Source organism: Vibrio eleionomae (assembly GCF_009874545.1).
Taxonomy (GTDB): Bacteria; Pseudomonadota; Gammaproteobacteria; order Enterobacterales; family Vibrionaceae; genus Vibrio; species Vibrio nitrifigilis.
The window spans coordinates 87,863-106,123 of the sequence record NZ_WEKT01000013.1 but is presented as its reverse complement, the minus strand read 5'-3'; the positions used below and the strand labels follow the sequence as shown (position 1 = coordinate 106,123).

General features: G+C 43.4%; 18 protein-coding genes and 1 tRNA gene. 6 read left to right on the top strand and 13 right to left on the bottom strand.

Annotation, left to right across the window (positions count from 1 at the left end):
• Window positions 1-106 precede the first annotated feature (106 nt).
• Complete coding sequence (locus tag F9817_RS09820; protein ID WP_161154961.1) at window positions 107-289, bottom strand: DUF2986 domain-containing protein; 183 nt, start codon at window positions 287-289, stop codon at window positions 107-109.
• A 294-nt stretch (window positions 290-583) separates the two neighbouring features.
• Window positions 584-660, bottom strand: a tRNA-Arg gene (locus F9817_RS09815).
• A gap of 202 nt (window positions 661-862) precedes the next feature.
• On the opposite strand from F9817_RS09815, the gene folD reads away from it, so the two are divergent.
• On the top strand, window positions 863-1,723 hold the full coding sequence (gene folD, locus F9817_RS09810; RefSeq protein ID WP_161154959.1) for a bifunctional methylenetetrahydrofolate dehydrogenase/methenyltetrahydrofolate cyclohydrolase FolD: 861 nt from the start codon (window positions 863-865) through the stop codon (window positions 1,721-1,723).
• Window positions 1,724-1,798: 75 nt separating this feature from the next.
• Here the strand turns inward: folD and F9817_RS09805 are convergent, their stop codons facing one another.
• Together F9817_RS09805 and F9817_RS09800 are read right to left on the bottom strand one after the other, a co-directional pair.
• Complete coding sequence (locus tag F9817_RS09805; RefSeq protein ID WP_161154957.1) at window positions 1,799-2,770, bottom strand: lytic murein transglycosylase; 972 nt, start codon at window positions 2,768-2,770, stop codon at window positions 1,799-1,801.
• A 24-nt stretch (window positions 2,771-2,794) separates the two neighbouring features.
• Entirely contained in the window at window positions 2,795-3,097 is a 303-nt protein-coding gene (locus tag F9817_RS09800; RefSeq protein ID WP_161154955.1) for a YcgL domain-containing protein, read from the bottom strand.
• A gap of 201 nt (window positions 3,098-3,298) precedes the next feature.
• On the opposite strand from F9817_RS09800, the gene minC reads away from it, so the two are divergent.
• Genes minC through minE form a run of 3 tightly spaced genes read left to right on the top strand, consistent with a single transcriptional unit; the run spans window position 3,299 to window position 5,065 of the window.
• Complete coding sequence (minC, locus tag F9817_RS09795; RefSeq protein WP_161154953.1) at window positions 3,299-3,961, top strand: septum site-determining protein MinC; 663 nt, start codon at window positions 3,299-3,301, stop codon at window positions 3,959-3,961.
• 21 nt (window positions 3,962-3,982) lie between these two features.
• Window positions 3,983-4,795 (top strand): septum site-determining protein MinD, encoded by an 813-nt coding sequence (gene minD, locus F9817_RS09790; RefSeq protein WP_161154951.1) that lies wholly within the window; start codon window positions 3,983-3,985, stop codon window positions 4,793-4,795.
• Between the two features lie 6 nt (window positions 4,796-4,801).
• Window positions 4,802-5,065 carry a cell division topological specificity factor MinE gene (gene minE, locus F9817_RS09785; protein WP_161154949.1) on the top strand — a complete coding sequence of 88 codons (264 nt, stop codon included), beginning with the start codon at window positions 4,802-4,804 and terminating at the stop codon, window positions 5,063-5,065.
• Window positions 5,066-5,127: 62 nt separating this feature from the next.
• Here the strand turns inward: minE and F9817_RS09780 are convergent, their stop codons facing one another.
• From F9817_RS09780 to F9817_RS09740, 9 genes are all read right to left on the bottom strand, one after another.
• Window positions 5,128-6,975, bottom strand: a complete 1,848-nt coding sequence (locus F9817_RS09780; RefSeq protein WP_161154947.1) for a M3 family metallopeptidase — start codon at window positions 6,973-6,975, stop codon at window positions 5,128-5,130.
• Window positions 6,976-7,056: 81 nt separating this feature from the next.
• A complete protein-coding gene (gene rnd, locus F9817_RS09775; RefSeq protein WP_161154945.1) occupies window positions 7,057-8,181 on the bottom strand; it encodes a ribonuclease D in 1,125 nt (374 codons plus the stop codon).
• A gap of 155 nt (window positions 8,182-8,336) precedes the next feature.
• Entirely contained in the window at window positions 8,337-10,025 is a 1,689-nt protein-coding gene (fadD, locus tag F9817_RS09770; protein ID WP_161154943.1) for a long-chain-fatty-acid--CoA ligase FadD, read from the bottom strand.
• A gap of 144 nt (window positions 10,026-10,169) precedes the next feature.
• A complete protein-coding gene (locus tag F9817_RS09765; protein ID WP_161154941.1) occupies window positions 10,170-11,081 on the bottom strand; it encodes an alpha/beta fold hydrolase in 912 nt (303 codons plus the stop codon).
• Complete coding sequence (locus tag F9817_RS09760) at window positions 11,081-11,638, bottom strand: Slp family lipoprotein (protein ID WP_161154939.1); 558 nt, start codon at window positions 11,636-11,638, stop codon at window positions 11,081-11,083. Before F9817_RS09760 ends, F9817_RS09765 begins: the two co-directional genes overlap by 1 nt.
• 29 nt (window positions 11,639-11,667) lie before the next feature.
• Window positions 11,668-11,967, bottom strand: coding sequence for a chromosome partitioning protein ParA (locus F9817_RS09755; protein WP_161154937.1), 300 nt, complete (start codon window positions 11,965-11,967; stop codon window positions 11,668-11,670).
• A gap of 50 nt (window positions 11,968-12,017) precedes the next feature.
• Entirely contained in the window at window positions 12,018-12,719 is a 702-nt protein-coding gene (gene tsaB / locus F9817_RS09750) for a tRNA (adenosine(37)-N6)-threonylcarbamoyltransferase complex dimerization subunit type 1 TsaB (RefSeq protein ID WP_161154935.1), read from the bottom strand.
• Between the two features lie 8 nt (window positions 12,720-12,727).
• Window positions 12,728-14,656 (bottom strand): DNA repair helicase YoaA, encoded by a 1,929-nt coding sequence (gene yoaA, locus F9817_RS09745; protein ID WP_161154933.1) that lies wholly within the window; start codon window positions 14,654-14,656, stop codon window positions 12,728-12,730.
• Between the two features lie 139 nt (window positions 14,657-14,795).
• The gene (locus F9817_RS09740) at window positions 14,796-15,005 is read right to left on the bottom strand and encodes a hypothetical protein (protein WP_161154931.1); all 210 of its coding nucleotides are present in this window, start codon (window positions 15,003-15,005) and stop codon (window positions 14,796-14,798) included.
• Window positions 15,006-15,236: 231 nt separating this feature from the next.
• On the opposite strand from F9817_RS09740, the gene purU reads away from it, so the two are divergent.
• Together purU and sppA are read left to right on the top strand one after the other, a co-directional pair.
• Window positions 15,237-16,058 (top strand): formyltetrahydrofolate deformylase, encoded by an 822-nt coding sequence (gene purU, locus F9817_RS09735; protein ID WP_161154929.1) that lies wholly within the window; start codon window positions 15,237-15,239, stop codon window positions 16,056-16,058.
• 193 nt (window positions 16,059-16,251) lie between these two features.
• On the top strand, window positions 16,252-18,105 hold the full coding sequence (gene sppA, locus F9817_RS09730) for a signal peptide peptidase SppA (protein ID WP_161154927.1): 1,854 nt from the start codon (window positions 16,252-16,254) through the stop codon (window positions 18,103-18,105).
• Window positions 18,106-18,261 lie beyond the last annotated feature (156 nt).

Genomic DNA, 18,261 nt, shown 5'->3' with positions numbered 1-18,261 from the left:
ATACATAAGTATTTAAAACATAAAGAGTATTTGAATTTTGATTCGGTTTTTATTGTACCAATATCACAGAAAAAGCATAGCTAATATTGGTACAAACTCAGTCATTTTATTCAGCTTCTGATACTTGCGATGGCTGCGTTTCGGCATCCAGTGCTGGGGCATCTTGCTGTTCCATAGCAGCACGCTCCGCTTTAGAAATGTAACGCGGCTTATTAGAGCGATGTAGTTTTGAATTTTGCTTCTTTATCTTCTTTTTCAGAATCTGATTAATTTTTTTCTTACGGTTCATAGTTGCTAGCTCACAAAAAAGGCGCTGTACCTTACCAGAATTTATACGCCGAAGCAGCTAATTATCATTCAGCATAAAAACCAGACAAATGCACTCTGATAACATAAATAACTAGTTGCATAAAAAGATGGCTTATTTATCCTAGTACATCTCCTGTTCTTGTGGTGCCTGGTCTACAGGGCTAAACCGTTGTTAGAGGTATTCAACTTTGTATGTGGGGCGATATCAATAACGGAATGATCAGGAAGATAGAAATGAAAAAGCGCCAGCAACAAGTTGCTAGCGCTTGAAATGTGGTACGCCCTACAGGATTCGAACCTGTGACCACCTGCTTAGAAGGCAGGTGCTCTATCCAGCTGAGCTAAGGGCGCGCTACAGGGAAAGGATTATACGAGTTAAAGTGTGTAAATCAACGAGTTTATCTAACAAATTGTTTCAAATGACTAAAATTTTACCAATTTATTAGATTCCGTATAAAAACAGCCCAAAGCAAACGTTTGCTTATAGATGTTCAACGAATTATCTGCGACAATGCGCGCAAAAATTTTCACGTTATAAGTGTTAAGGAAAGTCATGACTGCCCAAAATATTGATGGAAAGCTCATATCTCAAACTGTTCGTTCAGAAGTTGCTGAACGTGTGTCTGCACGTATCAAAAAAGGACTACGAGCTCCGGGCCTCGCAGTTGTGTTAGTAGGTCAAGATCCAGCCTCTCAAGTTTATGTTGGCAGTAAACGCCGCGCATGTGAAGAAGTTGGCTTTATTTCAAAATCTTATGACATGCCAGAGACCACGAACGAAGAAGAGTTGCTTGCACTTGTTGATCAGTTAAATCAAGACCCAGAAATCGATGGTATCTTGGTTCAACTGCCTCTTCCTGCTGGCATCGACAGTACTCACGTGCTAGAACGAATCATCCCGGAAAAAGATGTTGATGGTTTCCACCCTTATAATGTGGGCCGTTTAGCACAGCGCATTCCAACGTTACGTTCATGTACGCCTAAAGGCATTATGACTCTATTAGAACGATACAATATTGATGCGCGTGGTAAACACGCCGTGATCGTTGGCGCTTCAAATATTGTAGGTCGCCCAATGACACTGGAATTATTGTTAGCGGGTGCAACGACAACAACCTGTCACCGTTTTACTAAAGATCTAGAACATCATGTGCGCCAAGCTGACCTTCTCGTGGTCGCAGTCGGCAAACCTCACTTTATTCCAGGCGAATGGGTGAAAGACGGAGCGGTGGTGATCGATGTCGGTATTAATCGTTTAGATACTGGTAAATTAGTCGGCGATGTGGATTATGACGTCGCAGCGGAAAAAGCGAGCTTTATCACGCCAGTTCCTGGCGGTGTAGGTCCAATGACGGTAGCAAGCTTGATTGAAAACACCCTTATTGCATGTGAACTCAACGAGAAACGTGCATAAACAAAACAGAGCTTCCAATAAAAACGGCGACCAATTGAGTCGCCGTTTTTTTATCATCAAATATATTAAAGCCGATTAAAACACTATAGCATCAGCGAGGTGAGACACAGCAAGAGCAAAATAATAGGATCGGTTCCATTTCATCAGTACGTTGTAGTTGTTGTATACCAAGTACACTCGCCCTTTTTCATCATCAGGAACGATTAACCACGCCTTAATATCATCTTTGAGTTTTGGTAAATGACGGCCATCATAACGTGTCACCCCCAATTTGCTCCATTCAGCAAGATATTTTCCATGGCTAGCCTGACGACCAGCTAAACTCACATCAAACCCTTTCGGCAATTTAACTTGTCGCCCCCAAGTTCGATGGCTATTCCAACCTGATTTACTCAGATAGTTTGCCGTAGAAGCAAAGACATCTTCTTTTGAGCTCCAAATATCTTTTTTGCCGTCGCCGTTACCATCGGCCGCAAATGACAAGAATGAACTAGGCATAAATTGACACTGTCCCATAGCCCCAGCCCATGAGCCTTTCATATTCGCAGCACTAATGTGTCCTTGCTGGAGAATTTTAAGCGCGGCCATCGTCTCATTCCGGAAGAATTTTTCACGGCGACCGTCGTAAGCCATAGTAGCAAGCGCATCAATGACATGATAACCGCCGGTTAAAGAACCAAAATTACTTTCAATTCCCCAAAGGGCGACAATAAAGCGTGGCTGAACACCATACTTAGCCCCGATATCATGCAATTGGTCATAATACTGTTTATACAACGCTTTCGCTTTTTGCACCTTCCACTGCGGGACAGCGCGTGGAATATACTCGTCTAAGGTGAGCTTTTTTTCTGGTTGATTGCGATCAGCCACGACAGCTCTAGGACGATACTGCACATTTTTAAACGCACTGTTTAACACTTGCTCAGATATGCCCTCTTGACGAGCTTCTTGCTTAAGCCCCTCAATGTATTTATCAAAACTAACATTTTCAGCTAATACAGGTGAAGCGAGTGACATACCTAAAAGAATCGAAAGTAACTTTCTCAAGATCTCCTCCTTGAGCATTGAGGATTATGATGGTTCGTCGTCTGATTGAGATGATTTAGCGCGATCTCGATCTTGCTTATATTTTTCGAGTAAATTTTCTGGAGGTGGTGGAAGCTGCAAGAAGAAGCCTTGCTCATCCATCGATGCTTTTACTTTGTCCACATCGACCAACGCTAATTGACGGTTTTCCAGATTCACTAACATAACGAAAATAGGTTTACCGAACATCTGCAATAGAGTGTCAGGTACCTGTGAAAAATCGTCACGTTTTGGCACGTAAAGATAGGTGCCTTCTTTTTTAGAACTTTTATAGATAGAGCAAAGCATGACAAGCCTTTAATTGTAAATTCGCCGCGTTAATCGCGGTTTTGTTTAGAAACCGTCAAGTTTCGATAAAATTAACAGCAAATTACACAAAAGGTTGTAAGATAACTTGCTGTGGTCAATCATGAAATATAACATGACACCCCTAGTCTCAGGCAATGCCAATTCTTAATCAGCCATGAGTTTATCGAGGTCAAAGTAACGATGTCTAATATACCTGACCTAAAAGGTAGTAGTTTTACTTTGTCAGTATTACACCTTTCTGACAATCAAGTCGCGAATAGCGTAGAATTTTTAAAACAGAAGGTGGAACAAGCTCCCGCCTTTTTTGCAGGCGCGCCTGTAGTGATCAATATTGCCAAAGTCGACGGTGATATTGAATTTACCAAGCTAAAGGACGGAATTACCGAAGCAGGTTTGATTCCGGTTGGAATCACCGGCTGCCAAGACAAGCGCAGCCAAAACTTAGCGAAAGAAGCTGGGTTTGCAGTGATGACCACCAATAATTCACCCGCTAATGCACCAGCTGTACTAGAGCCAACGAAAGTGATCCATACACCGATTCGCTCTGGTCAACAAGTTTACGCTAAAGATTGTGATTTGGTCATTCTCAATCATGTTAGCCCTGGAGCTGAGGTGATTGCGGATGGGTCAATTCATATTTACGGAACGCTACGTGGGCGCGCTATCGCCGGAGCGAGCGGGCAACGTGATGCAAAAATTATCTGTCAAGATTTACAAGCTGAGCTAGTCTCTATTGCAGGGAACTACTGGCTTAGTGACCAAATTGAAAGTGAGTACTGGCAAAAAAAAGTGATGCTTAGTATGAATGATGAATCACTTCACTTTGAATTACTGACTCTATAAAAAGTTTAAAGGAAAGAAAAAATGGCACGCATTATTGTCGTCACGTCAGGAAAAGGCGGTGTTGGTAAAACCACCTCTAGCGCAGCGATTGCGTCGGGATTAGCCCTTAAAGGCAAGAAAACTGCAGTGGTCGATTTTGATATTGGCCTACGAAACCTTGATTTGATCATGGGCTGTGAGCGCCGCGTTGTGTATGACTTTGTTAATGTTATCAACGGTGAAGCCACGTTAAATCAAGCTCTTATCAAAGATAAGCGTAACGAGAACTTATTTATTCTTCCAGCGTCTCAAACACGTGATAAAGAGGCACTCACTAAAGATGGCGTAAAACGCGTACTCGGTGAGATGGATGAGATGGGTTTTGATTTCGTTATTTGTGACTCTCCTGCAGGTATCGAACAAGGCGCATTAATGGCGCTTTACTTTGCTGATGAAGCCATCGTAACGACAAACCCTGAAGTATCATCTGTGCGCGATTCAGACCGTATTCTTGGTATTCTTGATTCCAAATCATTACGCGCAGAAGAAGGCAAAGAGCCAGTTAAACAACACCTATTACTAACTCGCTATAATCCGTCTCGAGTATCTCAAGGTGAAATGTTAAGTGTGAACGATGTAGAAGATATTTTGCATGTTCCATTACTCGGTGTGATTCCAGAAAGTCAGGCCGTACTGAATGCATCGAACAAAGGGATCCCGGTTATTTTTGACGAACAGTCAGATGCAGGCCAAGCTTACGATGATACTGTAGAACGATTACTCGGACAGGAAATCGAATTCCGTTTTCTGACTGAGCCTAAGAAAGGAATTTTTAAACGACTGTTTGGAGGCTAACAAGGCATGTCATTACTAGAGTTTTTCCGTCCACCGAAAAAGACAACAGCCAGCTTAGCAAAAGAGCGTTTACAAATTATTGTGGCTGAACGTCGCAGCGGTAGTGACCCAGCACCAAATTATCTACCTCAATTAAAAGAAGACATTTTGAAGGTGATAGCCAAATATGTTGCTATCGATCCAGAAATGGTTGAGCTTAGCTTTGAACAAAAAGATGATGATATTTCTGTTTTGGAACTGAACGTAAAACTTCCAGAAGAAGAAAAATAGTTAAATTGTCATTCCTGAAATTAAAGCCGTTACCTAAGTAACGGCTTTTTTTACCTAAAGTATTAACAGCCGTAATTGTCAGCAATGTACTGTTCAAACTGCTCACACAATACTTGGTCAGATTCCGTATTACTCGCCAGCTCTTTCGCCCCATCAACCACACGAATCGTGGCATTGAGAGACTCAGGCTTAACCTGTTCTCGCTCCGCTAACTGAGCAATTTTTTCTTGCTGTTGTTGCCAAGCTTGTTCTGGCGATAAATTGCAGATATCCGCTAAATATTTGGCATTAAACCCTTCGCCAGTCAGAGATATAATCGTCTCATTGTGCGATTGAGAGTTACCTTTATTCCAGTAATGTTGCGCCAAAAGAGGCCCGATATTTGGATTATCAGTCAGGTAGCCAAATTTATCCAGGAAGTAAGCGCGCGTTTGATATACAGCCATATGAGCCAACAGATAACCGTGATAAGCGCATGCTGACTCGTCAGACAATAAGTGAGGAATTGCCATAAGTGGTCGTGGACTACACGCTAAACCAAGAATCTTTTGTTCACATTCACGAGCAAGTTCTGTCGCACGCTCTGGTGTTAATTCATCATCAGAGAGTTGATACAGAGCGCGTTCGAAATAAGGCACCACTAAAATACTGCGCTCTTCGTAGGCTTTAAAGGGTTGGCGGCTATTAATCATCGCTTGAATCACGCTATCAGGAACCGCCTTTCCTTCTTTATCAAGCGCATAGGTTTTAAGCCAATCGGCATCAGTTAACAAGCTATCGCAGAACATCGATTGTGTCTCTGCGTATGCCATGGACGTTGGTGCAAACTCTTGCGAGAAACATGGCGCGTTCATTTTTACATTGGCAAAATGCGCCGCGTGGCCACCTTCATGGAACAAGGTGTTAATACCATCGTAACCACTGCCAATTTGGTCTGGTTTGGCGTTACTTGTGAAGTTGACTTTCGCCGCGACCCACTTGTTTTGATCATAAAACGATGGAATAGGCCCATGGCAAAAGCCATTCGGATATTTTCCTTTACGATCTAAGAGATCAAGTGTTAATTCTGCACCAGAATAATCGATATTCAAACGACCAAATGACTCGACCCAACGACGCAATGATTTAGAAAAAGGGACATAAGGATCCAACTCTCGCATTACATCGCCAGCGAAAGAGAAGATAAAGTTATGCCCACGCAGTGACTGCTCACCCTTCTCATCAGCCAACTGTTTTAAGCTATTTAGATGGGCATCACGAGTGCGCTGCTCAAAATCATCAAGGATGGTAAATAACTCATCACTCGACATTTTTTCGCCTTTCTTCACCGAATAATCAAAGAAGTTCGCGAAACCTAAGTGACGAGCAAAACGGTTACGCAATTTTATCAATTCGATAAAGCCGTTATTTAATGCCCACTGCTCTAGGCCAAGCAAAGCCTGATGAGCACTTTGACGTACTGACTCATGATCACTGGTACGAACCGTTGAGCCAAGAGTCACTAACGAGGCTTCTACCGATTCACCGTTTTCATCTTGGTATGTCATCACGTAGTTTTTTTTCTTCTCGAACAGATCGGCTTCAAACTGAATCAGTTCATCTTTAAGCGCTTGTGCTTCTGAAGATTCAATCGCATGGGCCTGAAACATTTCTAGCCAGCCAGTAAGACCCGTAATGGTTTGCTGCTTCTCTTGTTCGTCCGTAATGGATTTTGCCGCTTCTAGCTGCTCTTTTACTGCGGTAATTTGAGCGGCTGAACTGATGAATTTAGTCCACTCAGTCTGAGCTTTAGCTGAACCTTCATGATCATCACTGATCCCCATGTAAGTTTCCCAGAAGAAGTCTTCTTTTACACGGTGGATATGAAGGTAACGCTGATTAAGATCGTTTAGAAATTCGGTCGCTGACATGACAATCCTTCTTCTTTTTCCATAAAACAGCGAGTCTCCTCGCTTTAAAATAACAATAACCGCCTGATAGGCGGCTATATTTTAATTATTTGCTAACTTTTCATTGAGTTTATTACCGATAACGTCAAGTCGCCATCCTTGCATCACATCGGGTAACTCGACAGGATCGCGGTCTTTTTTCCATACCCAAGTAAGAAACTGGTTTAACTGTTTTTTTGACGCAATAAACTCAGTGGCTAGACCTTGTTTTTCCGCAGCGACTTTCACTAAGTCTTTTAACTGCTTAAATAGTTGCTTGTAACCTGGATAATCCATCAACGGTACGATGACTTCTGGATAATCTTCTTCGTCGACAAGCTGAGCGGCTTTTACCATCGCAATAATTTTACTGCTATGGCGACGAATTGCGTGTCTGTCCACGCCCGCCATTTCCATCTCTTTTGCACTCAGAGGCATCGCTCTAGCAATCGATAAAAGCTCATTTTCACGAATCACAAAATTCAACGCTAGATTACGTTTCACCGCTTCTTGATATCGCCAAGTCGCTAGTGGTTTCAATAAGGCTAATTCCTGTGGTGTGAGTTGCCATACACCTTTGATATTGAGGTAGGCTTGGTCTGGATCAATTTGTAATGTCCGCTTTTCACATTGTAATTGAGACTCTTGCTGAGCGGCTTGCCACCACCCCGCTGCCGAGACTTTCGCTTGCAATTGCTCATAGATAGGCAGTAGATAGAAAACATCTGCTGCCGCATATTCTAACTGCTTCTCCGTCAACGGGCGTGCTAACCAATCGGTACGTGATTCACTTTTATCGAGTTCAATATCAACAATTTCTTTCACCAATGCGGCAAAACCAGTGGATAACCCATAACCAATAAACGCCGCCATAATTTGGCTATCAACCATAGGTGTAGGTACACAATCAAACTCGTTATAGAACACTTCAATATCTTCACCACAAGCATGCAATACCTTGACGACACTGACATCTTTCAATAACTGTACGAAAGGGGTCATGTCTTCTAGTGCAAGTGGATCGACCAGAGAGACTTGCTGTCCATCATAAAGCTGAATCAGACCTAGCTGCGGGTAAAAGGTGCGAGTGCGGACAAACTCTGTATCCAGCATAACCACATCTGTTTGACGTGCAGCTTGGCACACCTGTTCCAGTTCGCTAAAAGTAGTAATAATCTGATATTTCACACAAGGCTCACTTTTTACTTTAGATTAGCGGCAAATTAACGACCAATAAAAATGCCGACGTTGACTGTCGGCATTGTAACATTATTTCACTTCATTGACGTGTCACACCGCACCTAAATAACGGATTTACAGCACAACTAAGTCAAAGAGAGCCTCTACGATTTATTTTTCATATTCGCTTCATTTTCTTCACGTAGAACTCGACGTAAAATTTTACCAACATTACTCTTTGGTAACTCATCGCGAAATTCGATCACTTTCGGGATTTTATAGCCAGTCAAATATTGGCGACAATGTGCAATAAGCTCATCTTTTGTGACACTAGGATCACGCGCAACCACGAATAATTTCACCACCTCACCAGACACTTCATGGGTCTGACCAATAGCGGCCACTTCCAGAACTTTGTCATGCAGCGCAACAACATCTTCAATCTCATTAGGATAAACATTAAAGCCAGACACTAATATCATGTCCTTTTTTCGATCGACGATATAGAGCATCCCCAGCTCATCAAACCGAACAATATCGCCAGTGGAAAGCCAACCATCTTCTGTCATTACTTCGCGTGTTGCATCTGGTCGCGCCCAGTATCCTTTCATCACCTGTGGACCTCGGACCTGCAATTCACCGACGCCGTCAGATCCCAGCACATTACCCTCTTCATCCACAATCCGAGCTTCTGTTGAAGGCACGGGTAACCCAATGGCTCCGGAATAATCCGTCAAATCATAAGGGTTGCCCGCAACAAGAGGTGAACACTCCGTGAGTCCGTACCCTTCGAGTAAATGTGTCCCCGTGATTTTCTTCCATTTTTCGGCAACGGCGCGCTGCACAGCCATACCGCCACCCACAGACAATTTGAGATGACCAAAATCTAGGGTATGAAAATCTTCGTTAGAGACCAAAGCATTAAACAGAGTATTTACCCCAGTTATCGCCGTAACATCATGCTTTTCTAACTCTTTTACAAATCCAGGGATATCCCGCGGATTAGTAATTAGTAAGTTTGCACCACCCATCTCAATAAAAAGTAAGCAGTTCACAGATAAAGCAAAAACATGGTAAAGCGGTAAAGCCGTAACCACCAGCTCTCGACCTTCTCTTAATACCGGCCCATAAGCACCTTTAGCCTGCAGCACGTTCGCCACCATATTTCGGTGAGTTAGAACGGCGCCTTTTGCGACACCTGTCGTTCCACCGGTATACTGCAAAAATGCGACATCCTCACCTTCTAGATATGGCTTTACATATTGTAGGCGACGACCTTTACGGATTGCTTGGCGCATCGAAATCGCGCCAGGAAGATGATATTTAGGCACCAACCGTTTGACGTATTTCACCACGAAATCAACCATGGTTCCTCTGGCGCGAGGTAACATCTGCCCAAGGCTGGTTAGAATGACGTGTTTGACTGGGGTGTTTTTAACGATAGATTCAAGTGTGCTAGCAAAGTTTGAAACAATAACGATGGTTTCAATATCCGCGTCCCTAAGTTGATGCTCTAACTCACGAGGGGTATATAGCGGGTTGACATTTACCACAACTAGCCCTGCTCGCAAAATACCAAATAGCGCCACGGGATACTGCAATAAATTGGGCATCATTAAGGCGACTCGGTCACCCTTTTTTAACTTAAGCTCATTTTGTAAGTAAGCGGCGAACGCTCGACTGCGTTCTTCTAACTTACGAAATGTCATGACAGTGCCCATATTAATAAAGGCAGCTTGGTCAGAAAATTGTCGAACAGAACGTTCAAACAGCTCAACTAATGACTGATACTGATCGGGATCGATGGTTTCAGGTACATCATCTGGGTAACGTGAAAGCCAAGGTTTATCCACTGTCATACTCCTCATTATTGAACTCACCGTAATGCTGAATGAACAGCAATATCTTCCAGTCAGTTCAATGGGTCTGAGTAGCATGTCCAAACAACGTCCGATCAACTCTGGACGTCATTTGGATAACTTGAACTCAAACCACTACTACTGTTGTGTTTGATTAACCAAGCCTAGAATAAGTTCCGCTACCTGTTCAGGTTGTTCTAAATGGCAATGGTGTCCACCTTCAATGGTAAAGACTTCCGGTGGATTTTCCGTCAACTCTCTGCATTGTTGTGGTAAATACGGAAAACCTTCATCACCAATAATAACCCGTTGTGGACAAGTGACCTGCTCCATAATTTGTTTGGCATGCATTGGGCTTAAACGATACAACGCATCGCACTTCAGCTTACCGTCACTGCGCCAATACCATAAATCACCGACTTGTTTGATACCTCGTTCAATCACTGGCGATATCAAAGCTGGCGCAATTTTATTGACTTGGGCGCGATGGCGAACAGCCGTTTTTACACAGTCATAGCCACGGGCTGGAACACTGCGATATTGATGACGACTAATGACACCTTCTCGCAATCTTGTCACACATTCTTCTGGCGCTTCAGACAAAGGGGCATATCCTTCAATCTGAACTAATCCTGAGACTTGTTCAGGAAAGGCGGCACTATAACAAGCAGAGATTAATGCACCAAGTGAATGTCCTACCAAAATACGTTTGTTCGGCGAAAAATTAGGCATCAACTGATAAATATCATCGATATAATCGTGAAATAGATAGAAGTTACTACCCAATTTATTTGATGACATGCCATGACCCGGAAGATCAATGGCACACAGGTGGTATTGTGGCGCAAGCGCATGAAACGCTTCCATCACAGAATAGAAACTTGCTGCGTTATCTAACCATCCATGGAGAAACACTATCGTGGTTTCTGCACTTTGGGCATCGCCAATTTCAACGGCGCTCAATTCACCATCAGCAAGATCATAGGTGGTTTCAGAGAATAAGCTCTCTTCGGCAGAAACACTTTCTGAACTTATTGTTTCATCTAACATTATTTTACCGTTTTGATGACGCGACCTTCACTATAATAAGAATCTTCGAAGTGTCGACAGTAAAATCCCCGGCATCGATAAAAGTTAGGGCCAAGATCGTCCATAATCACGCGCTCTTCCACTTTCCATAAGTGTTCACCAGTTACGCGCATTACTGGAAAGGTCTGCTTGTAGTCGCCAATATGTCCTTTTTCTGCCGTCATGGTTTGACCAATAACGGTAATTAATCGACCTTTGGAATAGCTAACCGGATCCAAGAAGCCATCGACATAAGCAATAAATCGACCTTTAGGTTCAACAGATAAATTCGGACGTCCTGTTTTATCTATGGGGAGATTAACGATTTCCAAACGTGTTTTATTGGCAAGATTGGAAACTCCCGCGATTACTCCGCCAAGGCGAACTTCACTGTTCGTTGTTAAATGACTCGTCCATGCGTGGTAATCAGTAATAACTGCCTCTTGATGACCTGCCAATTCAGGCGGCATCGAGACACAGCCAGTTAAAAATAGAAAAGGTAGTAAGGCTATCAGCCATTGCAGTTTTATTATTTTCATCGGCCACCTTTCATCGAATTTGCTGGTGATTAAATATAGAGATCAACGCCCAGCATTTGCGCCAACTCCTCCCGTTTAGCCTGATTCATAACATCTAAATACTCTTGCATCGCGTAACGCGCTCGCCCCTCTGGCAAATCATAATGGAGCTGAGCACCGCGAATATCGGCTTCTTTGACATGTCGAATCGATTGCGAAACGGCATTGGCTACCTTTGAGGGCTGAGCATGATCAGCGCCTTCACTATTATCAACCTTGCGCCCTTTACGACTTTTCGTCGTTCGATTAGGACCGGATATGGATGGGGGTAAACCGTTAATTGATACCATACAATTCCTCAACAATGAGATGAGGCATGATTCACCTCATCTCTGTGAGATTATTCACGCCCTGGTAGCTTTTTCCATGTCACAGTATCGCGCAAGTACACCGGACTAGAATCTTCAACAGCAACCGTGTTGCCTTTTTCTAACTCAAATTTAGCAAGAAAAGCGATATCCTGCGATTCAGGATATAACACGGGCGTTTCAATACGATTCAACGCTAATTCAGCAAAATCCTGTGCATAAGCTTGCCAGCCGGTTCCTACTTGAGCCCAAGTGAACTCATCCTGACCTAAATGTGCCACTAAGTCACTCGGTGGAACGACACATTCCTCTCCAATTGTGATCCAGCTACCATCTTGTTGACGTTGATATTGTGCCCAATAAACTTCACTCATACGGGCATCAATCGCGGTGGCAACATGAGTTGCTCCCGTTTGACGATAGGCATTTTGCGCTATGGCAGCTAATGTGGATATGCCGATCATGGGCAGATCTGCACCTAACGCTAACCCTTGAGCAATCCCGATGCCTATACGTACGCCGGTAAAACTACCTGGGCCTTGCCCGTATGCTAGAGCGTCCAGGTCTTGCAGGGAAATCCCCGCTTCTTTTAACACCTCATCGACCATAGGAAGAATTTTCTTCGTGTGATCTCGTGGGGCAATTTCATTGCGACTATATAGTGTGTCACCCACCATTAACGCAACAGAACACATCTCAGTTGCGGTATCGATGGCAAGAATTTTTGCGCTCATTAATTTCTCTAATTTATTGCTGTTTCAGATAAATGGTGAAGAAAATCTTTCACGAGTTGTAAATCCCGAGTTCTTGGGATTGGCGGTAAACTGGCGAGAAATATCCCACCATAATCGCGCGTGACCAGACGGTTATCACAAATGATCAATGCTCCCCGGTCATTTTTATCACGAATGAGTCGGCCAACCCCTTGCTTAAGCGTGATAACCGCTTCAGGTAATTGCACCTGAGCAAAAGGGTCACCGCCACGTAATCGGCAATCTTCAATGCGTGCTTTTAGCAAAGGATCATCCGGAGCCGTGAATGGAAGCTTGTCAATGATAACACAGCTTAAGGCGTCACCTCTAACATCAATCCCTTCCCAGAATGCACCTGTTGCCACCAGCAACGCATTGCCTAATTCCATAAACTCTGCCAACGTTTTCTGTTTACTGGTTTCACCTTGTAAAAGAACAGGTAAGTCCAAACGCTCGCGAAACTTTTCTCCTAATTCCCGCATCATGCTATGTGACGTGCAGAGAAAAAAGCAGCGACCGCCATTCTCTTCAATCACAGGCGCTAGCATACGCACGAGTTTATCGGCTAATCCTGGGCTATTCGGTTCAGGTAAATAGCGAGGAACACACAATTTGGCTTGATGCTGATAATCGAAAGGGCTTGGCAACGAAAATTGAGCTTGCGGCTTTAAGCCTAATCGCTGGGTAAAGTGACCAAAATCGTCATTCACAGCTAACGTAGCGGAAGTAAAAATCCAAGCGCCAGGATGCATTTCCATTTGTTCATGAAACTTATCAGCCACAGTAAGTGGCGTAATATGCAAACTAAAATGGCGTGGCGTGGTGTCAAACCAGTATGAATATCCGGTGATGGAAACATCGCATACTCGATCTAAACGCCCTTTAATTAAGTTAGCCCGTTCAAATGCCGTATCTAATAACTGACTGCGCCCCAAAGCAAGCTTCAATACCTCAATCGCAAAATCGATCCCCTCTTGAAGACGTTCGACTTCACGTTGAATTGATGGCGATGCCATGGCCTCTCGCCAGTTACCTCGGTAACCGGAATCCCCTAGTACGATGCGTAAATCCATCGCACTTTGATGAAGCTTTGCAGCGATTTTCTGCAACTGACGCATATCTTTCGCTTCAGTGCGATAACCAATTTCAATGTCTTTGGCCAAATCTTGGATTTGTCGGCTAGACAACGATTGACCAAAATATTGGCTGGCTATATCTGGTAGCTGATGGGCTTCATCAAAGATAAAGACATCGGCTTCAGGAATCAGCTCACCAAACCCTGTCTCTTTTATCGCCAAATCGGCTAAAAATAGGTGGTGGTTCACGACAACAACATCCGCATCCATTGCTTTGCGTCGCGCTTTAGACACAAAACAATCTTGATAACTCGGGCATTCTTTACCCAAACAATTATCGTTTGTTGATGTAATGGTCGGAATAATAATACTGTCTTCAGGAAGCGCTTCACATTCGCCCAGATCACCTGTTTTGGTCTCTGATGACCAAGAACGAACTTTAACTAGCTGGGTTAACAGTGTGGGATCGGCTTCGTTAGTATGACTTTCTACCATCTGTCGGCTAAGGCGGTCTAAACATAGATAGTTAGCACGCCCTTTCAATAACGCGACCTTCCCCAGAAAGCCCAACGCCCCGCTCATCAATGGTAAGTCTCGGTGAAATAGCTGCTCTTGAAGATTTTTTGATCCAGTACTAATGATGATTTTTTTTCCACTAAGTAGTGCTGGTACTAGATAGGCGAAGGTTTTTCCTGTGCCTGTTCCAGCCTCAACCACTAACTGACCATCTGTTTTGATGGCGTTATACACGGCTTGCGCCATATCTACTTGTGCTTGGCGAGGTTGAAAGCCCGGAATAGCTTGCCCCAAAGCGCCTTGCTCAGAAAAGGTTTTTTCGATCATTATACGTCAGGTTTGGAATCATCTGTGGCGGGAATTATGGCAGGTTTCAGTCATCGACGCGACTTGTAATGACAAGCGCGTCGACACAGTTCACTTTGCTACTGATATTAAACCAAGGCGATTGAAAGTAGAAAAATCGTTATTTTCTCGTTAAATAACGATTCAACCAAGCTGGGCATTCAAAGTTGGAATCACCTTGTTGTTGCATCAGCATGGCTTTGGCGGCATCACTTGGTGACGCTTTTGCCTCCCACATTTGATCCAAAATTTGATAATCAATCAGATTATCCCCCATCAAAGCGGTCACACGCTCAACATAGAGTTTGTGTGCCAATAAATCTTTGTCCATAACAGTCACCTTTGGAGACAAGAAAATGTTATTTCGCCTTCATATAAGCGGCTTTCACCCTTCATTTATGGTTAAAGTCACCCAGCTATTACCGAACTGATTTTTGATATTGGTTGAATCTGTAATGATTATGGATTAATTATAGTGGCTATTATCGAGCGTGCCTCTGCCGTTTTGGCCGTTCGATTTATTTTTTGACTATAAAAAATTCTTTCACGGAAGTTGTAATTGATGGAAAAGAAAACTCTCCTCACGCATTGTACTGATGAACCAGGTCTTATTTCTAAAATAACGAATATCTGTTACAAGCATCAGTTAAATATTATTCACAATAGCGAATTTGTGGATAACACAACCGGCCAGTTCTTTATGCGTACAGAACTTGAAGGTTACTTTAATGATCACACATTTATTGCCGATCTGGATCAAGCCCTGCCAACAGGTGCAGAGCATCGCCTAATTAACTCTGGTCGCAAACGTATCGTTATCTTAGTGACTAAAGAATCTCACTGTTTAGGTGACATTCTAATGAAAAACTATGATGGTAGCCTCGACGTTGAGATCGCTGCGGTAGTCGGTAACTACGATAAACTGCAAACCTTAACCGAACGTTTTGATATTCCTTACCACTTCGTTTCTCACGAAGGTCTAACGCGTGCTCAACACGATCAGAAAATGTTAGAAGTGGTTAACCAGTACGAACCCGACTATTTGGTGTTAGCCAAGTACATGCGCATTCTTACCCCTGAATTTGTTAATCAATATCCGCATCGTATTATCAATATTCATCACAGTTTCTTACCTGCATTTATTGGCGCAAAACCGTACTTACAGGCTTATGAGCGCGGGGTTAAAATCATTGGTGCAACCGCTCACTTTGTTACCAGTAATTTAGATGAAGGCCCTATCATTAAACAAGATGTGATTCCGGTCGATCATACCTTTAGCGCCCAAGATATGGCGCAAGCAGGACGTGATGTAGAGAAGAATGTCCTGAGTAAAGCTTTAGGTAAGGTGCTCTCCCCCCCCCCCCTGCTTTTCACTCCATTCTGACCGATTTTTGATCCATTCAACGTTAAACCCTCTATTCTTTATAGCCAAGGCACTCAATTACTGGAGACAGGTAAGTCGACTTCGGTGATCCTTAGTTGTTTGGCTATAACGGATCCAGTAGGATGATAACCCTAACTTATTCAAATCCAATTAATTGCTCGTCACGCGATAAAGACTTAGTGATGGAGAAACAATGAAAAAAATCGTTCATATCATCGGGCTAATCTTTAAAGGCATATGGAAAACCATCACCTTTATTCGAATTGCTCTGCTCAACGTTATCTTTTTGGCTTTTATTGCAGTGCTCTATTTCGCTTACACGCAAAGTATCGATTCCACTCCCAAAGAAGCAACAACGCCTTCAGCCTTAGTGCTGAACCTATCGGGACCTATTGTGGAACAGAGCACTTACTCGAATCCGGTAGATTCCATTACAGGGTCTGTATTAGGTGAAGATTTACCTAAAGAGAATGTTTTATTCAAACTGGTCGATACTATTCGCTACGCTAAAACCGATCCCAACGTCACGGGTTTGGTTCTTTCACTTAAGAACTTACCTGAGACGAACCTGACAAAATTGCGTTATATCGCCAAAGCAATTAACGAATTTAAAGCCTCTGGCAAGCCAGTATTCGCCGTAGGTGATTACTACAATCAAAGCCAATATTACCTAGCAAGCTACGCAGATAAGATATTTCTGTCTCCAGATGGCGGCGTAATGCTGAAAGGCTACAGTGCTTATTCAATGTACTTTAAAAAGCTGCTAGATAAACTTGACGTGAACACACATATTTTCCGCGTCGGAACCTATAAATCAGCCGTAGAACCTTTTATGCGCGATGACATGTCAAAAGCTGCAAAAGAAGCTTCTTCTCGCTGGTTAGGACAATTGTGGGGGGCGTACATTGATGATGTTGCAACCAATCGTCATATCGAAGTTAAGACACTCACTCCAGATATGCCACAGTTCCTCGCAATGTTTAAAAAAGCCAATGGCAACCTTGCTCAGCTTTCGTTAAATGCAGGACTGGTTGATGAGCTAGCTACTCGCCCTAAAATCCGTGCGGAACTCACACGTAAATTCGGTAGTGATGGTATCGACAGTTATAACGCCATCAGTTACTACGATTATCAAAGTCAGGTACCAAGCAAACCACACCATTCGAAAAACGATATTGCTGTCATTGTTGCTAGCGGTGCCATCATGGATGGAACACAACCTCGTGGCCGCGTGGGTGGGGATACGTTAGCCGCTCAGTTACGTGATGCGCGCAATGATGACCAAGTAAAAGCCGTGGTTCTACGAGTAGATAGCCCAGGTGGTAGTGCGTTCGCGTCTGAAGTCATTCGTGAAGAAATTGATGCGCTTAAAGCCGCAGGCAAACCTGTCGTTGTGTCGATGTCCAGCTTGGCCGCTTCAGGGGGTTATTGGATTTCTATGAGCGCCGATAAAATCATCGCTCAGCCGACAACTCTGACAGGTTCTATTGGTATTTTTAGCGTGATCACAACCTTTGAAAAAGGCCTTTCTAAACTAGGCGTTTCTACCGACGGCGTTGGTACAACACCATTTTCTGGTTTAGGGGTAACCACTGGGTTAAGTGATGGCGCGAAACAAGCGCTTCAAATGGGAATTGAGCACGGATACCAACGTTTCATTTCATTAGTCGGTAAAAATCGCCACATGACGCTCGATCAGGTCGATGACATTGCGCAAGGTCGTGTTTGGACTGGTCAAGACGCCCTTAAGATTGGTCTAGTGGATCAACTTGGTGACTTTGATGATGCTGTGACTGTGGCTGCCAAATTAGCGAATCTCCAATCTTATGATTTAGATTGGATTGCAGAGCCATTGACGCCCGCACAACAGCTACTTCAAGATGTACTGAGTGAAGCTCATACCAGTTTGGGATTAAACCTCAGCAGTATGGTCCCAGCAGCGTTACAACCGGCTGCAAAGCAATTGACAGAAAGTGCTAGTTTACTGAATAGCTTTAATGATCCTAGAGGTGTTTATGCATTTTGCTTAAATTGCCAAGTTGAGTAGGTAATGTCTCTGACTACTCATATCAACGTGGATTCTTAGCGTTGAAAACCACTAAATCGGAGATCACTAAAATACAGGCGCAAACGAATGCGCCTGTTTTTATTCTTGTCATTTTCGCTATAATCGCGAGTCTGTTCCCTTAATGAGTGATTTCTA

Excerpts from the sequence above, each read along its gene's own strand:
- F9817_RS09760 (WP_161154939.1), bottom strand. The coding sequence starts at position 11,638 with ATGAAAATAATAAAACTGCAATGGCTGATAGCCTTACTACCTTTTCTA.
- tsaB (WP_161154935.1), bottom strand. The coding sequence starts at position 12,719 with ATGAGCGCAAAAATTCTTGCCATCGATACCGCAACTGAGATGTGTTCT.
- F9817_RS09740 (WP_161154931.1), bottom strand. The coding sequence starts at position 15,005 with ATGGACAAAGATTTATTGGCACACAAACTCTATGTTGAGCGTGTGACC.
- F9817_RS09780 (WP_161154947.1), bottom strand. The coding sequence starts at position 6,975 with ATGTCAGCGACCGAATTTCTAAACGATCTTAATCAGCGTTACCTTCAT.
- purU (WP_161154929.1), top strand. The coding sequence starts at position 15,237 with ATGGAAAAGAAAACTCTCCTCACGCATTGTACTGATGAACCAGGTCTT.
- folD (WP_161154959.1), top strand. The coding sequence starts at position 863 with ATGACTGCCCAAAATATTGATGGAAAGCTCATATCTCAAACTGTTCGT.
- minD (WP_161154951.1), top strand. The coding sequence starts at position 3,983 with ATGGCACGCATTATTGTCGTCACGTCAGGAAAAGGCGGTGTTGGTAAA.
- F9817_RS09755 (WP_161154937.1), bottom strand. The coding sequence starts at position 11,967 with ATGGTATCAATTAACGGTTTACCCCCATCCATATCCGGTCCTAATCGA.
- yoaA (WP_161154933.1), bottom strand. The coding sequence starts at position 14,656 with ATGATCGAAAAAACCTTTTCTGAGCAAGGCGCTTTGGGGCAAGCTATT.
- F9817_RS09765 (WP_161154941.1), bottom strand. The coding sequence starts at position 11,081 with ATGTTAGATGAAACAATAAGTTCAGAAAGTGTTTCTGCCGAAGAGAGC.
- F9817_RS09800 (WP_161154955.1), bottom strand. The coding sequence starts at position 3,097 with ATGCTTTGCTCTATCTATAAAAGTTCTAAAAAAGAAGGCACCTATCTT.
- F9817_RS09820 (WP_161154961.1), bottom strand. The coding sequence starts at position 289 with ATGAACCGTAAGAAAAAAATTAATCAGATTCTGAAAAAGAAGATAAAG.
- minE (WP_161154949.1), top strand. The coding sequence starts at position 4,802 with ATGTCATTACTAGAGTTTTTCCGTCCACCGAAAAAGACAACAGCCAGC.
- sppA (WP_161154927.1), top strand. The coding sequence starts at position 16,252 with ATGAAAAAAATCGTTCATATCATCGGGCTAATCTTTAAAGGCATATGG.
- minC (WP_161154953.1), top strand. The coding sequence starts at position 3,299 with ATGTCTAATATACCTGACCTAAAAGGTAGTAGTTTTACTTTGTCAGTA.